The organism is Stenotrophomonas sp. SAU14A_NAIMI4_5 (genome assembly GCF_003086795.1).
Classification (GTDB): Bacteria; Pseudomonadota; Gammaproteobacteria; order Xanthomonadales; family Xanthomonadaceae; genus Stenotrophomonas.
Genome location: NZ_CP026003.1, coordinates 2,715,053 through 2,731,454, shown reverse-complemented (window position 1 = coordinate 2,731,454; position 16,402 = coordinate 2,715,053). Strand labels below are relative to the sequence as shown.

The window sequence follows — 16,402 nt, the reverse complement described above, 5'->3', positions numbered from 1 at the left end:
TATATGTCTATACAATATAGGCGTCCATTTCGGGTTGTCCAGCCATGTCCGATTCGCGTTCCCCGCACTGTTTCCATGCCGCCCACGCCCTGCTGGCCGAGGGCTGGGCGCGCGACGTGCGCCTGCAGGTGCAGGGCGGCCGCATCACAGGCATTGAAACGGGGCAGGGCGCGCAGGACGGTGATACCCGCGTCGGCCTGCTGCTGCCGGGCCTGCCCAACCTGCACAGCCACGCGTTCCAGCGCGGCATGGCCGGCCTGACCGAGATCGGTGGCGGCGACGGCGACAGCTTCTGGAGCTGGCGCGAGCTGATGTACCGCTTCCTGGCCCACCTGCGCCCGGAGGCGGTGCAGGCCATCGCCGCCCAGGCCTACATGGAAATGCTGGAAAGCGGCTTCACCCGCGTCGGCGAATTCCATTACCTGCACCACCAGGCCAACGGCCAGGCGCATGACGACCCGGCCGAGATGAGCGCGCGCATCGCCGCCGCCGCCGAGCAGACCGGCATCGGCCTGACCCTGTTGCCGGTGTTCTACGCCCACGCCGATTTCGGTGGCGCGCCGCCCAATCCCGCACAGCGCCGGCTGATCCACGATGTGGATGGGTTCGCGCGACTGCTGGAAGGAGCGAAGACCGCCCTGGCCACGCTGCCCGACGCGGTGCTGGGCATTGCGCCGCACAGCCTGCGCGCGGTCACCGGCGAGGAACTGGATGCCCTGCTGCCGCTGACCACTGGTCCGGTGCACATCCACATCGCCGAGCAGGTGCGCGAGGTCGAGGCCTGCCTGGCCTGGAGCGGGCAGCGGCCGGTGCAGTGGCTGTACGAAAACGCTGCCGTCGATGAGCGCTGGTGCCTGGTGCATGCCACCCACATCACCGATGCCGAGCGTGCGCAGATGGTGGCCAGCAAGGCCGTGGCCGGGCTGTGCCCGATCACCGAGGCCAATCTGGGCGATGGCCTGTTCCCGATGCAGGCGTTCGCGCGCGAGGGCGGCCGCTTCGGTGTCGGCTCGGATTCCAATGTGTTGATCGATGCCGCCGAGGAACTGCGCCTGCTCGAGTACGGCCAGCGCCTGGCGCTGCGCGGACGCAACGTCCTCGCCCCGGATGCCACCCGCAGCAGCGGCCGCTTCTTGTTTGAAGGTGCGCTGCAGGGCGGTGCGCAGGCGCTGGGCGTGACCGCTGGCCTGCAGGTCGGGGCCAGCGCCGATCTGCTTGAACTGGACCCCGCACACCCGGCGCTGCAGTCGCGACAGAATGACGCATGGCTTGACAGCTGGGTCTTCGCTGCACGTAATGGCGCGCTGCGTTCGGTCTGGCGCCACGGCCGCCAGGTCGTGGCCGACGGCCGCCACCTGCAGCGCGAGGCCATCACCACCGCCTTCGCCGCTGCCCTGCGTGGCGTGCTGGGCTGACCGCCTCCCTCTTATCGAGAATCCCCACTCCCGTGAAGGCCAGCAAGTCCGCCACGCTCAACCAGCGTATCCGCAGCGATCTGGAAAGCCGCATCCTCAGTGGAGAGTGGGCGCCGGGTTTCCGCATCCCGTACGAGCACGAGCTGATGGAGCAGTACGGCTGCTCGCGGATGACGGTGAACAAGGTGCTGACCGCGCTGGCCGAGAGCGGCATGATCGAGCGCCGCCGTCGCGCCGGTTCGTTCGTGGCGCGGCAGCCCCCGCACCTGGAACAGGTGGCGCTGGAGATTCCCGACATCGCCATGGAAGTCGGCTCGCGCGGCCATCAGTACGCCTATCGGCTGCTGCAGCGCGAACTGCGCCTGGCCGAGCCGGGCAATGCCGGCGAAGTTGAACTGGCCGGCAGCGAGTCGTTGCTGGCGATGCGCTGCCTGCATCTGGCCGATGGCCGGCCGCTGGCGCTGGAGCACCGGTTGATCAGCCCGGTGGGCGTGCCCGAGGTGCTGGAGATCGATTTCAGTACCACCGCCCCGGGCAGCTGGCTGCTGCAGAACGTGTCCTGGACCCGCGCCCAGCACCGCATCAGCGCCTGGGGTGCGGACGCCGCCTCGGCCAAGCTGCTGGACGTGAAGCCGGGCACCGCCTGCCTGGTGATCGAGCGCCTGACCTGGCGCGGCGACCAGCCGATCACTCGCGTGCGGCAGATGTTCCTGGGCGATGCCTGGGACCTGGTGGCACGCTTCGCGCCGGGTGCGCGGTAAGTCCGACAGCCGGGCGCTTACCTGTCGCCTTGAACTCTGTCGGTGCGTGTGTACGATGTGTATGGTCCGCGTATGAAAAGCGGGGACCTCATCCGGGAGCTGCGCTCGGCGGGTTGGACCTGCCGTCGGATTCGTGGCTCCCACCATGTATTCGTACATCCGCGTTGCCCGCACATCATTACCGTGCCGCATCCCAGGAAAGATCTGGGAATTGGTCTGGTCCAGGCAATCCGGAAGCTTGCTGGGCTGACGTAGAGGGTCCCATGCGATATCCAGTCTTGATTGAAGCCGGTGACGAACGCACAGCCTGGGGCGTGGTCGTGCCTGATCTGCCGGGTTGTTTCTCTGCGGCCGACACGCTTGATGACGCCCTCAGTTCGGCGGAAGAGGCCGCGCTTGCGTGGATTGACGCCGCGCTGGATGCAGGGCGCTCCATCCCGACGCCGTCTGCGCCGCAGAAGCTCGTGGCCGATGCGGGTACTGGGACTCAGTGGATTCTCGCTTACATCAACATTGATCCCGCCCTGCTGGACGATACCGTCGAGCGGGTCAACATCAGCCTGCCGCGGCGGATCCTTGCAAGGTTGGATGCGCAGGCCAAGGCGGCCGGCGAATCGCGTTCGAGTTACATCGCCCACCTTGCCGCGTTGCGTTGACGCCATGGGATGAATTTTCCATCCACGCATGGCGTGGATCTACTTCGCGTAGGTCCACGCCATGCGTCGATGTCAGTAGATCCACGCCATGCGTGGATGTCGCCCCATCAATACGTAGCGCACTGCCGCCAGCGCACCGGCTCATCCACGCCCGGGCGGGCGTTGAGCTGCACGCGCACGTTGCGCAGGGCTGGGTAACGCAGGACTTCCTGGCAGACCCGCGGCCATACCGCCTCCAGTTCGCCGGTGCGGTTGATGGCGAGGGTCTGCCGGGTCAGCCAGACGCCGCTGGCGATACCGGGCTGGTGGGCCAGCGCGCGTGCCAGTTCGGCCTGGTAACGGTCGAGGGTCGCGATATCGGGATTGAGCTCGTTGCGGCCGTTGTCGGCCGGCGCAGCAGGCGCTGCCTCTGCCGGAGCCGCCGGTGCAGGCACGTCCTTCGCGTCTGCCACCGGCGCTGCGGCCGGCTGTACGTCAGGGGTGACCGGCGCCGGTGCAGCTGCCGCGGGCGGCGGCGTGCTGTCGACAGCGTCAGCGCTGGTTTCCACGTGCAGGCCCTGCAGGCCCAGCCCGACCAGCAGGCCCAGTGTCACCGCACCCAGCGCGGAAATGGCGATGCGACGCAGCGCCTCCAGGCGGGCCGTCGAGCGCACGCGGGTTTCAATCTCTGCCGGCAGGTAGGGCTGCAGCAGCGGCCACAGGCGCGGGCCATCCAGCACTTCGACCGACTGCTTTTCGGCAGCGGCCAGGCCATCGCGCTCGACCCGGCCCTCGGTGATCAGCAGGCCACCCTTGGCGCCGCCCAGGCGCGCGACGGCGCCCAGCTCGTTCACCGCGGCCGTACCGATGCGGTAAGCCAGCCCGTGCTTGCAGGAGACCAGCCAGGTATTGGGGCCATCGCTGAGCAGGAAATCACTGCTCGGCTCGCGCACTTCGTCGGTCGGGTCGGCCACTTCGCGCAGGCCGCGCCGCTCGCGCAGCATCCGCTTGATCAGCGTCGAGAACTCGCGCCAATGCATGCCCGCCAGGGCCTGCAGCCCCAGTTGCATTTCCGTTCGCCGCCGCTTGACCCACCACAGATAGACGATTGCCAGGGTGCAGGTAAGCAGGGCCGACAGCAGGGCCAGAATCCAAGGGAGCATGCGGGAAGGGAGCGGAAGGGGCGAAAACGGAAGACGACAGTGTAAAGGCCACGCAGTCATATTGCGTCAGGGCCTTCCTGACATGAATTGTGATGCAGCCCGCAGATCTGCGTGGCGCAGGCACGAAAAAACCCGCCAATCCTGAAGCCGTGAGGGGAGGGAACAAACGGCAGCCGAAGCGATTGGCGGGTTTCTCGCGATTGTCAGCGAATTTTTATTGCATTGCAACAATCGAGGGTCAGGGCACGCTGCCGGGCGATTGGTGGCTGCCCGGTGCCGGCGCATCACTGCCCGAGGCCGCGCGGTTCTCCAGCTTGGCCAGACGCGCGTGCAGCGCATCGAGGCGGGCCTCGAGTGCGGCCACGTCATTGGCGGTGGGGACGTGCAGGCGCTTGAGCACGCCCTGCACCTGGTCGTCGAAGGCCTTTTCCACCTTGTTCCAGGTGCCGGAGGCCTTTTCGCGGGCCTCGTCGAGGGAGGTCTCCACGTTGTCGCGCCAGCCCGGGCCCTCCTCACCGCGGCACTCGCGGCGGCGGGATTCCCAGGCTTCGCCTTCCTTCACCAGGCCATCGAAGAAACGGCTGCCTTCGGCCTGTGCGCGGCCCAGTGCACCCAGGCCGGCCAGCCAGACCTGCTGTGCCGAATTGCTGAACTTGCGCGAAAAGCGCTCGGCCTGTTCGCCGAACGAAGCGTCGTCGTCGCGGCGGTCGTCATTCTCGTACTGGTTCATTGCGCTTCCCGGGGGAGTTGGACCTGCCCCCGAGGGTAGCGCGCACGAACGTTGCAGGGCCGTGATGGCCGCTGCCTGGGTTCAGCCCAGCTTTTCCTTCAGCACGCGCTGGATCTCGGTTTCCACCATGCCCTTCATGGCCGACAGCAGGAAGCCCAGCTTGGCGGTCACGCGCACGGCGCCCGGCTGCAGCTCGATGGCGCCGTCCACGCCGCTGCCGCTGAAGTTCAGCACGTCGGCAGCCCAGCTGGACTTGAGGCCGAAGCGCTCGCCCAGCTTGGCGGCAACCTGTTCGATCGCCTCGCGGGCCTGTGCATCGGGCAGGGCGTGGGCGTGGCGGACATCGATGGTGGACATGCAGGCTCCTGGCGCTGGCGGGGATATCAAAGAGGGCGGCCATTGTGCGCATCGGCGGGCGCCACGCCAAGCGCCCGTCGCCGGTTCTTCTGCGTTGGCGAGCAACCTGCTAGTCTGCGCCGCGTGCAGAACCTGCTTGTTCACTTCAGTCAACAACAACAGCCCGACCAGCCCCTGCGGCCCGGGGTGCAGCGCATCGTGCGCCAGGCAAACGGCAGCGTGCGGCTGGGTGATCCCGGCCATGGCGCGCTGCTGCTGGCCCAGTTCTGCATGGACGACCGCGGCCTCTGGCTGCAGGTCGGCAACGGCATCCGCAGCATCCACGTGAACGGCCGCCCAGTGCGGCGCATGGCCCTGCTGCGTGCAGGCGATGCGGTGTATGTGGATGGCGTGGAAATGGTCCTGCAGGGTGAGGTCGAGAGCCTGCTGCAGGCACCGTCGCCGTCGCCGGCCAGTGATGGCATCGCCGATGAGCAGCGCCTGCTGCGCGGTGTCGGCGGCCTGCACCATGGCCGCAGCTACACCCTGTCGCGCCCGCGCCTGGTCGGCCGTGGTGGCGATGTTGATATCGAGATCGACGACCCCGCCTTTGCCGAGCAGCACGCACGGGTGGAAGTGCATGGCGATCGTGTACTGCTGCGCGACCTGGGCAGTGCCGACGGCACCCGGGTCAACGGCGTGGCCGTGCGCCACTGCTGGCTGCAGCCGGGCGACCAGGTGGTCTTCGATGGGCAGCACCGTTTCGTGCTGGAAGTGCCGCACGATCCGCGCCGGCGCCCGCTGCCGGCCGAGGACGACGCCAGCCAGGATGCCGAGCAGATGGCGGACGCGCCTGTGGCGCCGCGCCGGGTGCGGCGTTGGCCGTGGCTGCTGGTCAGTGCCGTGGCGCTGGCCGGCGTGCTCAGCCTGCTGCTCTGGTTCGGCGCGCGCTGACGATCGCGCAGTGACGGTAGTGCCGGCCGCTGGCCGGCAGCCGCCGCCCCGCATCTCCGAGGCTGCCGGCCAGCGGCCGGCACTACCTGGCCGGGTCGCAAATGGATACCAATGAAACCAAATTTCCCTTGCCGCACTAGGCCGCAAGGCTGGTGCACTGCGGCATACTAGGGGTCTTGCCCCACAGGTGTCACATGACGCGCGCGTTCAACTTCAGTGCCGGCCCTGCAACCTTGCCGGAATCGGTCCTGCGCCAGGCGCAGGCGGAAATGCTGGACTGGCACGGTGCCGGCGCCTCGATCGTGGAAATGAGCCATCGCGGCCCGGAATTCATGTCCGTGGCGGCCGAGGCCGAGGCCGACCTGCGCCGCCTGCTCGATATCCCCGACGACTATGCCGTGCTGTTCCTGCCCGGCGGCGCCACCACGCAGCAGGCGCTCATCCCGCTCAACTTCGCCAATGCCGGCCAGCGTGCCGACTACGTGGTCAGCGGCCACTGGGGAAAGACGGCGGTCAAGCAGGCCAGCCCCTACGTCGGCGTCAACATCGCCGCCAGCAGCGAAGCCAATGGCTACCGCGAACTGCCCGAGCGGAGCAGCTGGCAGCTCTCCAACGATGCCGCCTACGTGCACATCACCGCCAACGAGACCATCCACGGCGTCGAGTTCCGTGATGTGCCCGACACCGGTGACGTCCCGCTGGTGGCCGATTTCAGCTCGTCCATCGCCAGCGAACCGCTGGATGTGCGCCGCTATGGCGTCATCTATGCCGGCGCGCAGAAGAACCTGGGCCCGGTCGGCATCGCGGTGATGATCATCCGCCGCGACCTGCTCGAGCGCAGTGGCCAGGCCCGTGCGGACATCTTCGATTACCGCTCGCACGTCGCCCGCGATTCGATGCTCAACACCCCGCCGACCTGGAACTGGTACCTGGCCGGCCTGGTGTTCAAGTGGATGCTGGCCGAAGGTGGCGTGGTCGAGTTCGCCAAGCGCAATGCCGCAAAGGCCGCGCTGGTGTACGGCGCCATCGATGCCTCCGGCGGCTTCTATCGCAATGAAGTCGCGCACTCGGCGCGCTCGCGGATGAACATCCCGTTCTTCCTGCCCAGCGCCGATCTCGACGCCCGCTTCGTGGCCGAAGCCAAGGCCGCCGGCCTGCTGGCCCTGAAGGGCCACAAGGTGGTCGGTGGCATCCGCGCCTCGCTGTACAACGCCATGCCGCTGGCGGGGGCCGAGGCGCTGGTCGCCTTCATGGCCGACTTCCAGCAGCGCAACGGCTGAGCAATGAACGGCGCGCACCGTCGAGTGCGTGCCCCGCAACAAGGAATTCCGATGGCAAGCAAACCCAGCAAGAAGTCGCCGAAGAAGGGCGAGTCCGCCAAGGCCGAACCGGCCAAGGCCGCCGCCGCGCCCACGGGCAAGGCCGCGTCCAAGACCACCCCGGTGCCGACCCAGGCGCCGCTGGCACTGGCCGATGTGCGCTCGAAGATCGACCAGATCGACCGTGACATCCAGAGCCTGATCGCCGAGCGTGCGCAGTTCGCCCACCAGGTCGGCAAGGCCAAGGGCAAGCTCGCCGCCGCCGTCGATTACTACCGCCCCGAGCGCGAAGCACAGGTGCTGCGCATGGTGGTGGACCGCAACGAAGGCCCGCTCAGCGATGAAGTTCTGGTGCACGTCTACCGCGAGATCATGTCGGCCTGCCTGGCCCAGCAGGAACCGCTGAAGATCGGTTACCTCGGCCCGGAAGGCACCTTCAGCCAGCAGGCCGTGCTCAAGCACTTCGGCCGCTCGGCGATGGGCCTGCCGATGGCCAGCATCGAAGAGGTGTTCCAGGAAGTGGAAGCGGGCAGCGCCGATTTCGGCGTGGTGCCGGTGGAAAACTCGGGGCAGGGCACCATCCAGATCACCCTGGACATGTTCCTCACCTCCAACCTGAAGATCTGCGGTGAAGTGGAACTGCGCGTGCAGCAGTACCTGATGTCGCGCAGTGGTCGCCTGGAAGACATCGAGCGCGTCTACGGCCACCCGCAGTCCTTCATGCAGACCTCGGCGTGGATGCGCGCCAACCTGCCGAAGGCCGAGAAGATCCCGGTCGCCAGCAACGCCGAAGGCGCGCGCCGTGCGCGTAACGCCGACGACGCCGCTGCCATCGGTGGCGAAAGCGCCGGCCACGTGTACGGCCTGAAGAAGGTGGTCACCAAGCCGATCCAGAACGATGCCGACAACACCACCCGTTTCCTGGTGGTGGGCCGCAACATCTTCCCGACCTCCGGCCACGACCGCACCTCGGTGCTGGTGTTCATCCATGACAAGCCCGGCGCGCTGTTCGATGTGCTCAGCCCGTTCGCCCGCCACGGCATCAGCATGAACCGCATCGAGTCGCGCCCGTCGCACCACGGCAAGTGGGAATACGGCTTCTTCATCGACCTGGCCGGCCACATCGACGACGCGCCGATGCAGGCCGCGCTGGCCGAACTGGAAGCGCACTCGGCGCAGATCAAGGTGCTGGGTTCCTACCCGGTGGCCGTGCCCTGATTGCCGTTGCGGCCGCGTGCCGCGCCCTTTGATGCACCGCCGGCGCGCCGGCGTTTACGGAATGATCGAACGATGAGCAACGCGCAACACTGGATCGCCCGCAAGGGCCAGCCGCTGCAGGGCAGCCTGACCATTCCCGGCGACAAGTCGGTCTCGCACCGCTCGGTGATGTTTGCCGCGCTGGCCGATGGCACCTCGCATATCGAGGGCTTCCTGGAAGGCGAAGACACCCGCGCCACCGCGCGCATCTTCAGCCAGCTCGGCGTGCGCATTGAAACCCCCAGTGCCTCGCAGCGCGTGGTGCACGGCGTCGGCATCGATGGCCTGCAGGCGCCCAGCGCGCCGCTGGACTGCGGCAACGCCGGCACCGGCATGCGCCTGCTGGCCGGCCTGCTCGCAGGCCAGGCGTTCGACTGCACCCTGGTGGGCGATGAATCGCTGTCCGGCCGCCCGATGCGCCGTGTCACCGGCCCGCTGTCGCAGATGGGCGCGAAGATCGACACCGAAAGCGATGGCACCCCGCCGCTGCACGTGCATGGCGGCCAGTCGCTGCAGGGCATCGATTTCGCCTCGCCGGTGGCCAGTGCGCAGGTGAAGTCCGCCGTGCTGCTGGCCGGCCTGTATGCACAGGGCGAAACCCGCGTGGTCGAACCGCACCCGACCCGCGATTACACCGAGCGCATGCTCTCGGCGTTCGGCGTGGACATCGAGTTCTCGCCGGGCAAGGCCCGCCTGCGTGGCGGCCAGCGCCTGCGCGCCACCGACATCGTGGTGCCGGCCGATTTCTCCTCGGCCGCGTTCTTCCTGGTCGCCGCCAGCATCATTCCGGGCTCCGAGCTGCGGCTCAAGCAGGTTGGCCTCAACCCGCGCCGCACCGGCCTGCTGCACGCGCTGCGCCTGATGGGCGCGGACATCACGGAAGAAAACCCGGCCGAGCAGGGCGGTGAACCGGTGGCCGACCTGGTGGTGCGCCACGCCCCGCTGAAGGGCGCGCGCATTCCGGAAGAGCTGGTGCCGGACATGATCGACGAGTTCCCGGCCCTGTTCGTGGCGGCTGCCGCGGCCGAAGGCCAGACCGTGGTGACCGGCGCCGCCGAGCTGCGGGTGAAGGAATCGGACCGCCTCGCCGCGATGGCCACCGGCCTGCGCGCGCTGGGCATGCAGGTGGATGAAACCGACGACGGCGCCACGCTGCACGGCGGCATCACCCTGGGCAGCGGCACCATCGAAAGCCACGGTGACCACCGCATTGCCATGGCGTTTGCCATTGCCGGCCAGATCAGCGGTGGCGAAGTGCGCATCAACGACATCGCCAACGTCGCCACGTCCTTCCCGGATTTCGACGGCCTGGCCCGCAGCGCCGGTTTCAACCTGGCCTGAGGTCGCGACGACGCCGCTGCGCTCGCCGGGCATGGCCCGGCGCTACCATTCGGCGCCGCCGCGCATGCATCCCGGTAGTGCCGGCCGCTGGCCGGCAACCCACAACCCCGGCACAAAAAAAGACGGAGGCCGAAGCCTCCGTCTCCCGATCACGAACTCCTCGCTCGCGATCAACGCTGCTCGGTACGGAAGTCCACCGGCACGCGCACCACACTCGCCACGGCGCGGCCATTCTGCACGGCCGGCTCAAACTTCCAGCCCTGAACGGTGCGCAGTACCGAGCGATCCAGATCCCGGCTGCGCTCGCCACTACGCGACACGATGCTCGCCTCGGTCACATTGCCGCGGGTATCCACGTTGAGGCTGGCCACCACGCTGCCCTGCACGCCATTACGCAGCGCAGACGCCGGGTAGGTCGGCTTGTCATTGCTGGCCAGCGGGCTGGCCTCACGGTTGCGAACGGCCGGGGTCGCCTTGCGCTGCTCGCTGGCCGGTGCCGCGTTGCGCGCTGCAGTCACGGTGGCCACTGGAGTCTCGCTGGCCGGCAGCATACGCGCGCCCACCGGGGCCGGCGCCACGTCTTCCTGGTTCGAGAATCGCAGCCACATCAGCGCACCGGCAAACATCACCACGATCAGCGCCAGCCACAGCCAGGGTGACGTGCGCTGCGGGCGCTCGCTCACGTCCTGCTGCAGATGCGGGGAATGAAGGTGTTCCTGGGTAGCAGCACTCATTGCAGACTCCTCGCGTCAGTAACGACGCACAAAGTCTTGCTCGAGGCGATGTAGCGATGTGTCAGTGCTGCGTCAACGCAACCGGCAGGGTTCAGGTTGCCTGCCGGGAAGCGTTCAGTTACTGCGGCTTGAAGTCGAACGGCACTTCAATGGAGCCCGGCACCGGCTGGCCGTTGCTCAGCGCGGGGCTGAAGCGCCAGCGACGCACCGCGTCGGTAGCGGCGCGGTCCAGCTCGCGCGAGCCGCTGCGCTGGATCACGGTGATGTTGTTGGCATACCCGGTGGCATCCACGTCCACCCGCACCACCACGCTGCCAGACTCCCCACGGCGCAGCGCGGCGGCCGGGTAGGTCGGCGGCGGCGACTGGCCCGCCACGGGCATCGGCTGGCTGTTGCCGGTGGCCGGCGCGGTGCTGCCCGGCGCGGCCGGGGCCGGTTCGGTGCTGGCCGGCGGCGGCGCGGCGGTTTCCACCAGCTTCGGTGCTTCTTCCTGCACCGGCGCCGGCTTGGCATCGGGCATGTCGCTGGAGCCGGCCGCGGCGGGCAGGGGCTCGGGCAGCGGCTCGACCTGCGCGGTTTCCTGCGGGGTCTGCGTGGCCGGGTCATCGGCGCGGAAGAATTCCTTGTCGCGGCCGGTCAACCAGACCACCACGAACAGCAGCACGCCCACGCCGAAGGCGATGCCGGCGATCTTCAGGGCGTTACGCGGGATATGCACGGTGAACGACTTGGCAGGCGATGAGCGGGGTGCAGACATGGACCGGACCAGCAGGGAATGCCCCGATTCTGCCACGGCGGGAATGAACCGGGCGGCAGAAATCCGTATAACAGGCGATAATCCCGTTCCTGATACCCACCACGACACCCGCCATGCTTGATCCAGCCCTGCTCCGCCACCAGCCCGCCGACCTCGCCGAACGCCTGCGCACCAGCCGCGGCTTCGAGCTCGACGTGTCTGCCCTGGAGTCCCTGGAGGCTGATCGCAAGCGCATCCAGGTGCGGACCCAGGAACTGCAGAGCCTGCGCAACAGCCGTTCCAAGGCCATTGGCCAGGCCAAGGCCAAGGGCGAGGACGTGTCGGCCATCATGGCCGAAGTGGCCGCGTTCGCTGACGAGCTGAAGGCCTCGGAAGTGGCCCTGGACGAGCTGCGCGAGAAGATCGACACCATCGCCGCCGGCATCCCGAACCTGCCGGCCGATGACGTGCCGGCCGGCGCCGACGAGAACGACAACGTCGAGCAGGCGCGCTGGGGCACCCCGCGTACCTTCGATTTCCCGGTGCTGGACCACGTCGAGCTGGGCGCCCGCAACGCCGGCCTGGACGCCGAGACTGCCGCCAAGCTGTCTGGCTCGCGCTTCACCGTGCTGCGCGGCCAGGTCGCGCGCCTGCATCGTGCCCTGGCCCAGTTCATGCTGGACCTGCACGCAGGTGAACACGGCTACGAAGAAACCAACGTGCCGCTGCTGGTCAATGCCGATTCGCTGCGTGGCACCGGCCAGCTGCCGAAGTTCGAGGACGATCTGTTCAAGACTGCCGTGGGGGATTCCACGCGCTACCTGATCCCGACCTCGGAAGTGCCGCTGACCAACCTGGTGCGCGACGAGATCGTCGACGCCGAGCGCCTGCCGCTGCGCGTGACCGCCCACTCGATGTGCTTCCGCGCCGAAGCCGGCAGCGGCGGCCGTGACGTGCGCGGCATGATCCGCCAGCACCAGTTCGAGAAGGTCGAGCTGGTGTCGATCTGCCGCCCGGAAGACAGCGACGCCGAACACACCCGCATGACCCGCTGCGCCGAAGTCGTGCTGGAAAAGCTGGGCCTGCCGTACCGCAAGGTGCTGCTGTGCACCGGCGACATGGGCTTCTCGGCCATCAAGACCTACGACCTGGAAGTCTGGCTGCCCTCGCAGAACACCTACCGCGAGATCAGCTCGTGCTCCAACACCGGTGATTTCCAGGCCCGCCGCATGCAGGCCCGCTGGCGCAACCCGGCCACCGGCAAGCCGGAACTGGTGCACACCCTGAACGGCTCGGGCGTGGCCGTCGGCCGCGCGATGATCGCGGTGATGGAGAACTACCAGAACGCCGACGGCACCATCACCGTGCCGGACGTGCTGCGCCCGTACATGGGTGGCGTCGAAACCATCGGTTGAACCCGGTAGCGCCGGGCCATGCCCGGCGTTTTTGGGTGGGCCATCCACGCATGGCGTGGACTTACGGGCCGATGCAGTAGATCCACGCCATGCGTGGATGGACCTCGCGATCACCCCACAACCCGCACCTTCTCCAACGGCACCCACCCGGGCTCGCCCGTCTCCGGCACGCACCACGCCCAGCCATTGAGCGTGCGTACCCCACGCAATACCTGTCCCGGATCCACATCCAGCTCCCGCGCGCAGTAATCCTCCGTGGCAAATGCGCCACCCTGCGCATCGCGCCCGATCACCGGCGCCGGCACGAATCCCGGTTCCTGTCCCTCGGCCTGGCACAGAAACCAGTCCTCCCAGCCCTCAGGGCCCTCATAACGCTCGCCCACCACCAGCGCCTGCCCTCGGCGCAGGGTGATCGGGTGCGGGAATTCGCTGCGGTGCGCAGTGGTCACGATGTAGTTCATACCTCAGCCTAGCGTTCTGATGAGTGTCATGCATGGCGCTGCATCCACGCATGGCGTGGATCTACTGCATGTGCTTCGGTAGATCCACGCCATGCGTGGATGGCGCACCGCTCAGGCCAGACACAGAAAAACGGCCCCGCAATGCGGAGCCGTTGGGGTGGGCCGGGATGGGGGAGGGGTTCCCGGCCCGCAATCAGCGACCCCGACGAGGAGGGGGGAGGGCGCCGATCGCTGGAACGCAGTACTTAAGCAGCCACTTCTTCGGCAGCGTGCGACGGCAGGGCCGACAGCGCGCCGGCAATGGCGTCTTCGCGGTGCTTCGGCGAGTAGGCGATGCCCTCGGCACGGACGAACTCGACGTTGTCGATGCCCATGAAGGCGAACACCTGGCGCAGGAAGGGCTCCTGGAAGTCGGCCGGCGAATCGGTGTAGATGCCGCCACGGGCGCTCACCACGATCACGCGCTTGCCACCGGCCAGGCCCACCGGGCCGTTCTCGGTGTACTTGAAGGTGCGGCCGGCCACGGCAACGCGGTCGATCCAGGCCTTCAGGGTGGACGGGATGCTGAAGTTGTACATCGGCGCGCCGATGACCAGGATGTCGGCGGCCAGGAACTGCTGCATCACCTGTTCAGCGTCGGTCGCCTCGGCGGCATCGACACCGGCCAGCGAGCTGCTGCGCAGATGAGGTACCGGATTGGCGTCAAGATCGCGATAATCGACCTGCAGGCCGTCAATCTGGTTCTTGAACTGGGCGACCACGGCAGCGGTCAGCTGGCGGGACACGGAATTGTCGCCAAGCACGCTGGCGTCGAGATGCAGAAGCTTCATGGCAGTCACCTATGTTCTGGAGGGGAGGGGCGCTGTTCGCCGCCGACGGAGAGAACGATAGGTTGTTGCATGGGCGGGATAAAGGTGGTTCAATGCCACGAATTGTTCTAGATATGGAACTCGGGTATGCATGACCTGAATGACCTGTACTACTTCGCCATGGTCGTGGACCACGGCGGTTTCGCTGCCGCCGAACGCGCCCTGGGCATCCCCAAATCGCGCCTGAGCCGCCGTATCAGCCAGCTTGAGACCGACCTGGGCGTGCGCCTGCTGCAGCGCTCCACGCGCCGCTTCGCCGTTACCGACGTCGGCACCAGCGTGCACCGCCACGCACAGACCATGCTGGCCGAGGCCCAGGCCGCGCGCGAGGTGGTCGACCGCCTCAGCGCCGAGCCGCGCGGCGTCGTGCGTGCCAGCGTGCCCGTGTCGCTGGCGCAGATGCAGCTGCCCAAGCTGCTGCCCAAGTTCCTCGAGCAGTACCCCAAGGTCCGCCTGCAGCTGAACATCAGCAACCGCCGCGTGGACATCATCAATGAAGGCTACGACGTGGCCCTGCGCGTGCGTTCGCGCCTGGATGACGACGGCAGCCTGGTGATGCGCAGCTTCGGCCAGGTGCAGGAACTGCTGGTGGCCAGCCCGAAGTACCTGGACCGCGCCGGCCGCCCGAAGGACCCGGAAGAGCTGACCCAGCACGTCACCCTCAGCATCAGTGAAGACGAAGCGCGCCAGCGCTGGGAACTGCATGGCCCGGAAGGCGAAGTACGCCGGGTGGACCTGCAGCCGCGCGTGGCCGGCTTCGACTTCCCGCTGCTGCAGAGCATGGTGAAGGACGGGTTCGGCATCACCATGCTGCCGGAAACCGTCTGCGCCGAGGCCGTGCGCAATGGCGAGCTGGAAGTGGTGCTGCCGGACTGGTCGCTGCCGCAGGGCGTGTGCCATGCCGTGTTCGCCTCGCGCCGCGGCCTGCTGCCGGCGGTGCGCGTGTTCATCGATTTCCTGGCCGAACACCTGCCGCCGCAGCTGGAGGCCTCGCGCCTGGATTGCGGTGGCGCGTGCGAGAAGGCCAAGGAGAAGATCAAGGCCAGTGCGCTGGGTGCGCTGGCGGTGGATGCGGGCTGAGGGCAGCGCTCTCAACACTGATCTCCGAAGGTGCGCCGGGCCATGCCCGGCGTTGCTGTTTCCGGCGTCCGTTACCTTCGCCCAAACAACCTTGCCCAGAAGCCGGGTCGCGCCTGTTCGAGCGTTTCAGGCCTGGCTATGACCGGCGCCTCCAGCACGGCCATCAGCTCCGGGCTGCGTGGCTTCTTCAGGAAGCGCGCATAGTCCAGATAACTGGTCACCTTGCTCGTGTGCAGGCTCTGGGGCATTGCCGGTAGTGCGGCGCCCTGCAGCAGTTCCCGCAGTGCCTGCGGGCGGTCCAGGCGGATCGCCTCGAACACGGCGGTACCGCCGCAGCCGGGCTCGATCTGGTTGGCCCGCTGTGGCGCATCCGTCAGGAGCGCGCGGAGCGCATCCGCGTCATCACGTTTCACCGCTGCCACCAACTGCGCCAATGCCTCGGCTTCCTCGGGCGCAAGACTGTCGCGATAGGCCTGGTCGGCGATCTCACGCGCGTCGCGCCCGTCACCGCCTTCGATGCACAGGAAATCGGTGACCAGTGCCACCGGGGTGCCGGATGTATCCAGCGCCCAGTAACTGGGATAGACGCCATCGCCCCAGCCGCTGGTGAACACGACCAGGCCGTGCGGCGAATCCGGGCCCCAGGGGCGGTACTCAGCGCCTTCATCCAGGCCGTCGTGGTCGATCAGCGCATCGGACCATGCTTCGTTGCCCTGATCGATCAGCGCAAGCAGCGCCTGCTGGGTATCGGTGTCCATGAAACAACCGATGCCGGCGTCGACCGGGTAGCCAATGAAGCTGTCCTCATCCAGGCCGGTCAGGTCCTGCGTGGTCCAGCGCGCCATCTGCCAGTGCAGGGCCGACGCAGTCAGTGCCTCGCGCGGTTTGAACCAGGCCACGGCAAGCGCCGGTCGGCCGCTGTGCACGATGAGATCGACCGGATGCAGGCCCAGCGGGGCGGTGTAGTCGGCCAGTGCAGGGGCCTCGGCCTGGACCAGCGGATCGCAGACCACCAGATGCCCGCTGCTGACCGGCAGATGGCCGGCGAAGCTGCGGGTCAGGGCGACTGCGGCCAGCTGGGTCTCGTCCAGCAGGCAGGCGCGCAGGTTCGCCAGATCGAGGTGGGCCATGATGGCTCCAGTTGCAGATGATGCCCCACCGTGCCGGATGCGAAAGGAAGGGGCAAGGGTGGTCTT

At 67.8% G+C, this 16,402-nt stretch carries 18 protein-coding genes; 10 read left to right on the top strand and 8 right to left on the bottom strand.

Features of this window, described 5'->3' with window-relative positions; genetic code table 11:
• Positions 1–44 precede the first annotated feature (44 nt).
• From C1925_RS12815 to C1925_RS12800, 4 genes are all read left to right on the top strand, one after another.
• Positions 45–1,415, top strand: coding sequence for a formimidoylglutamate deiminase (locus C1925_RS12815; protein ID WP_108769221.1), 1,371 nt, complete (start codon positions 45–47; stop codon positions 1,413–1,415).
• 32 nt (positions 1,416–1,447) lie between these two features.
• On the top strand, positions 1,448–2,176 hold the full coding sequence (gene hutC, locus C1925_RS12810) for a histidine utilization repressor (protein WP_108769220.1): 729 nt from the start codon (positions 1,448–1,450) through the stop codon (positions 2,174–2,176).
• A gap of 72 nt (positions 2,177–2,248) precedes the next feature.
• Positions 2,249–2,431: a type II toxin-antitoxin system HicA family toxin gene (locus C1925_RS12805; RefSeq protein ID WP_108770707.1), complete on the top strand. Its 183-nt coding sequence runs from the start codon at positions 2,249–2,251 to the stop codon at positions 2,429–2,431.
• 8 nt (positions 2,432–2,439) lie between these two features.
• On the top strand, positions 2,440–2,832 hold the full coding sequence (locus C1925_RS12800; protein ID WP_108769219.1) for a type II toxin-antitoxin system HicB family antitoxin: 393 nt from the start codon (positions 2,440–2,442) through the stop codon (positions 2,830–2,832).
• A 107-nt stretch (positions 2,833–2,939) separates the two neighbouring features.
• On the opposite strand, the gene C1925_RS12795 is transcribed toward C1925_RS12800, so the two are convergent.
• The 3 genes from C1925_RS12795 to C1925_RS12785 all read right to left on the bottom strand — a co-directional run bounded on the left by C1925_RS12795 (position 2,940) and on the right by C1925_RS12785 (position 5,061).
• Complete coding sequence (locus C1925_RS12795) at positions 2,940–3,974, bottom strand: restriction endonuclease (RefSeq protein WP_108769218.1); 1,035 nt, start codon at positions 3,972–3,974, stop codon at positions 2,940–2,942.
• Between the two features lie 238 nt (positions 3,975–4,212).
• Entirely contained in the window at positions 4,213–4,704 is a 492-nt protein-coding gene (locus C1925_RS12790; protein ID WP_108769217.1) for a phasin family protein, read from the bottom strand.
• Between the two features lie 81 nt (positions 4,705–4,785).
• Complete coding sequence (locus C1925_RS12785; protein ID WP_108769216.1) at positions 4,786–5,061, bottom strand: polyhydroxyalkanoic acid system family protein; 276 nt, start codon at positions 5,059–5,061, stop codon at positions 4,786–4,788.
• Positions 5,062–5,184: 123 nt separating this feature from the next.
• Between C1925_RS12785 and C1925_RS12780 the strand changes: the two genes are divergently transcribed.
• The 4 genes from C1925_RS12780 to aroA all read left to right on the top strand — a co-directional run bounded on the left by C1925_RS12780 (position 5,185) and on the right by aroA (position 9,911).
• Entirely contained in the window at positions 5,185–5,994 is an 810-nt protein-coding gene (locus C1925_RS12780; RefSeq protein ID WP_108769215.1) for an FHA domain-containing protein, read from the top strand.
• A 194-nt stretch (positions 5,995–6,188) separates the two neighbouring features.
• The gene (serC, locus tag C1925_RS12775) at positions 6,189–7,274 is read left to right on the top strand and encodes a 3-phosphoserine/phosphohydroxythreonine transaminase (protein WP_108769214.1); all 1,086 of its coding nucleotides are present in this window, start codon (positions 6,189–6,191) and stop codon (positions 7,272–7,274) included.
• Between the two features lie 51 nt (positions 7,275–7,325).
• Positions 7,326–8,531: a prephenate dehydratase gene (pheA, locus tag C1925_RS12770; RefSeq protein ID WP_108769213.1), complete on the top strand. Its 1,206-nt coding sequence runs from the start codon at positions 7,326–7,328 to the stop codon at positions 8,529–8,531.
• A gap of 72 nt (positions 8,532–8,603) precedes the next feature.
• Positions 8,604–9,911, top strand: coding sequence for a 3-phosphoshikimate 1-carboxyvinyltransferase (gene aroA, locus C1925_RS12765; protein WP_108769212.1), 1,308 nt, complete (start codon positions 8,604–8,606; stop codon positions 9,909–9,911).
• 170 nt (positions 9,912–10,081) lie between these two features.
• On the opposite strand, the gene C1925_RS12760 is transcribed toward aroA, so the two are convergent.
• Together C1925_RS12760 and C1925_RS12755 are read right to left on the bottom strand one after the other, a co-directional pair.
• Positions 10,082–10,645 (bottom strand): energy transducer TonB, encoded by a 564-nt coding sequence (locus C1925_RS12760; RefSeq protein WP_108769211.1) that lies wholly within the window; start codon positions 10,643–10,645, stop codon positions 10,082–10,084.
• A gap of 118 nt (positions 10,646–10,763) precedes the next feature.
• Positions 10,764–11,402 (bottom strand): energy transducer TonB, encoded by a 639-nt coding sequence (locus C1925_RS12755; protein WP_108769210.1) that lies wholly within the window; start codon positions 11,400–11,402, stop codon positions 10,764–10,766.
• A gap of 113 nt (positions 11,403–11,515) precedes the next feature.
• On the opposite strand from C1925_RS12755, the gene serS reads away from it, so the two are divergent.
• Entirely contained in the window at positions 11,516–12,796 is a 1,281-nt protein-coding gene (gene serS, locus C1925_RS12750; protein ID WP_108769209.1) for a serine--tRNA ligase, read from the top strand.
• 110 nt (positions 12,797–12,906) lie between these two features.
• Here serS and C1925_RS12745 read toward each other — a convergent pair whose 3' ends face one another.
• The gene (locus tag C1925_RS12745) at positions 12,907–13,257 is read right to left on the bottom strand and encodes a ligand-binding protein SH3 (protein ID WP_108769208.1); all 351 of its coding nucleotides are present in this window, start codon (positions 13,255–13,257) and stop codon (positions 12,907–12,909) included.
• Between the two features lie 245 nt (positions 13,258–13,502).
• The gene (locus C1925_RS12740) at positions 13,503–14,087 is read right to left on the bottom strand and encodes an NAD(P)H-dependent oxidoreductase (RefSeq protein ID WP_079222337.1); all 585 of its coding nucleotides are present in this window, start codon (positions 14,085–14,087) and stop codon (positions 13,503–13,505) included.
• 126 nt (positions 14,088–14,213) lie between these two features.
• On the opposite strand from C1925_RS12740, the gene C1925_RS12735 reads away from it, so the two are divergent.
• Positions 14,214–15,206 (top strand): LysR family transcriptional regulator, encoded by a 993-nt coding sequence (locus C1925_RS12735; protein WP_079222336.1) that lies wholly within the window; start codon positions 14,214–14,216, stop codon positions 15,204–15,206.
• A gap of 71 nt (positions 15,207–15,277) precedes the next feature.
• Here the strand turns inward: C1925_RS12735 and C1925_RS12730 are convergent, their stop codons facing one another.
• On the bottom strand, positions 15,278–16,336 hold the full coding sequence (locus tag C1925_RS12730) for a DUF4241 domain-containing protein (RefSeq protein ID WP_108769207.1): 1,059 nt from the start codon (positions 16,334–16,336) through the stop codon (positions 15,278–15,280).
• Positions 16,337–16,402: the final 66 nt, after the last annotated feature.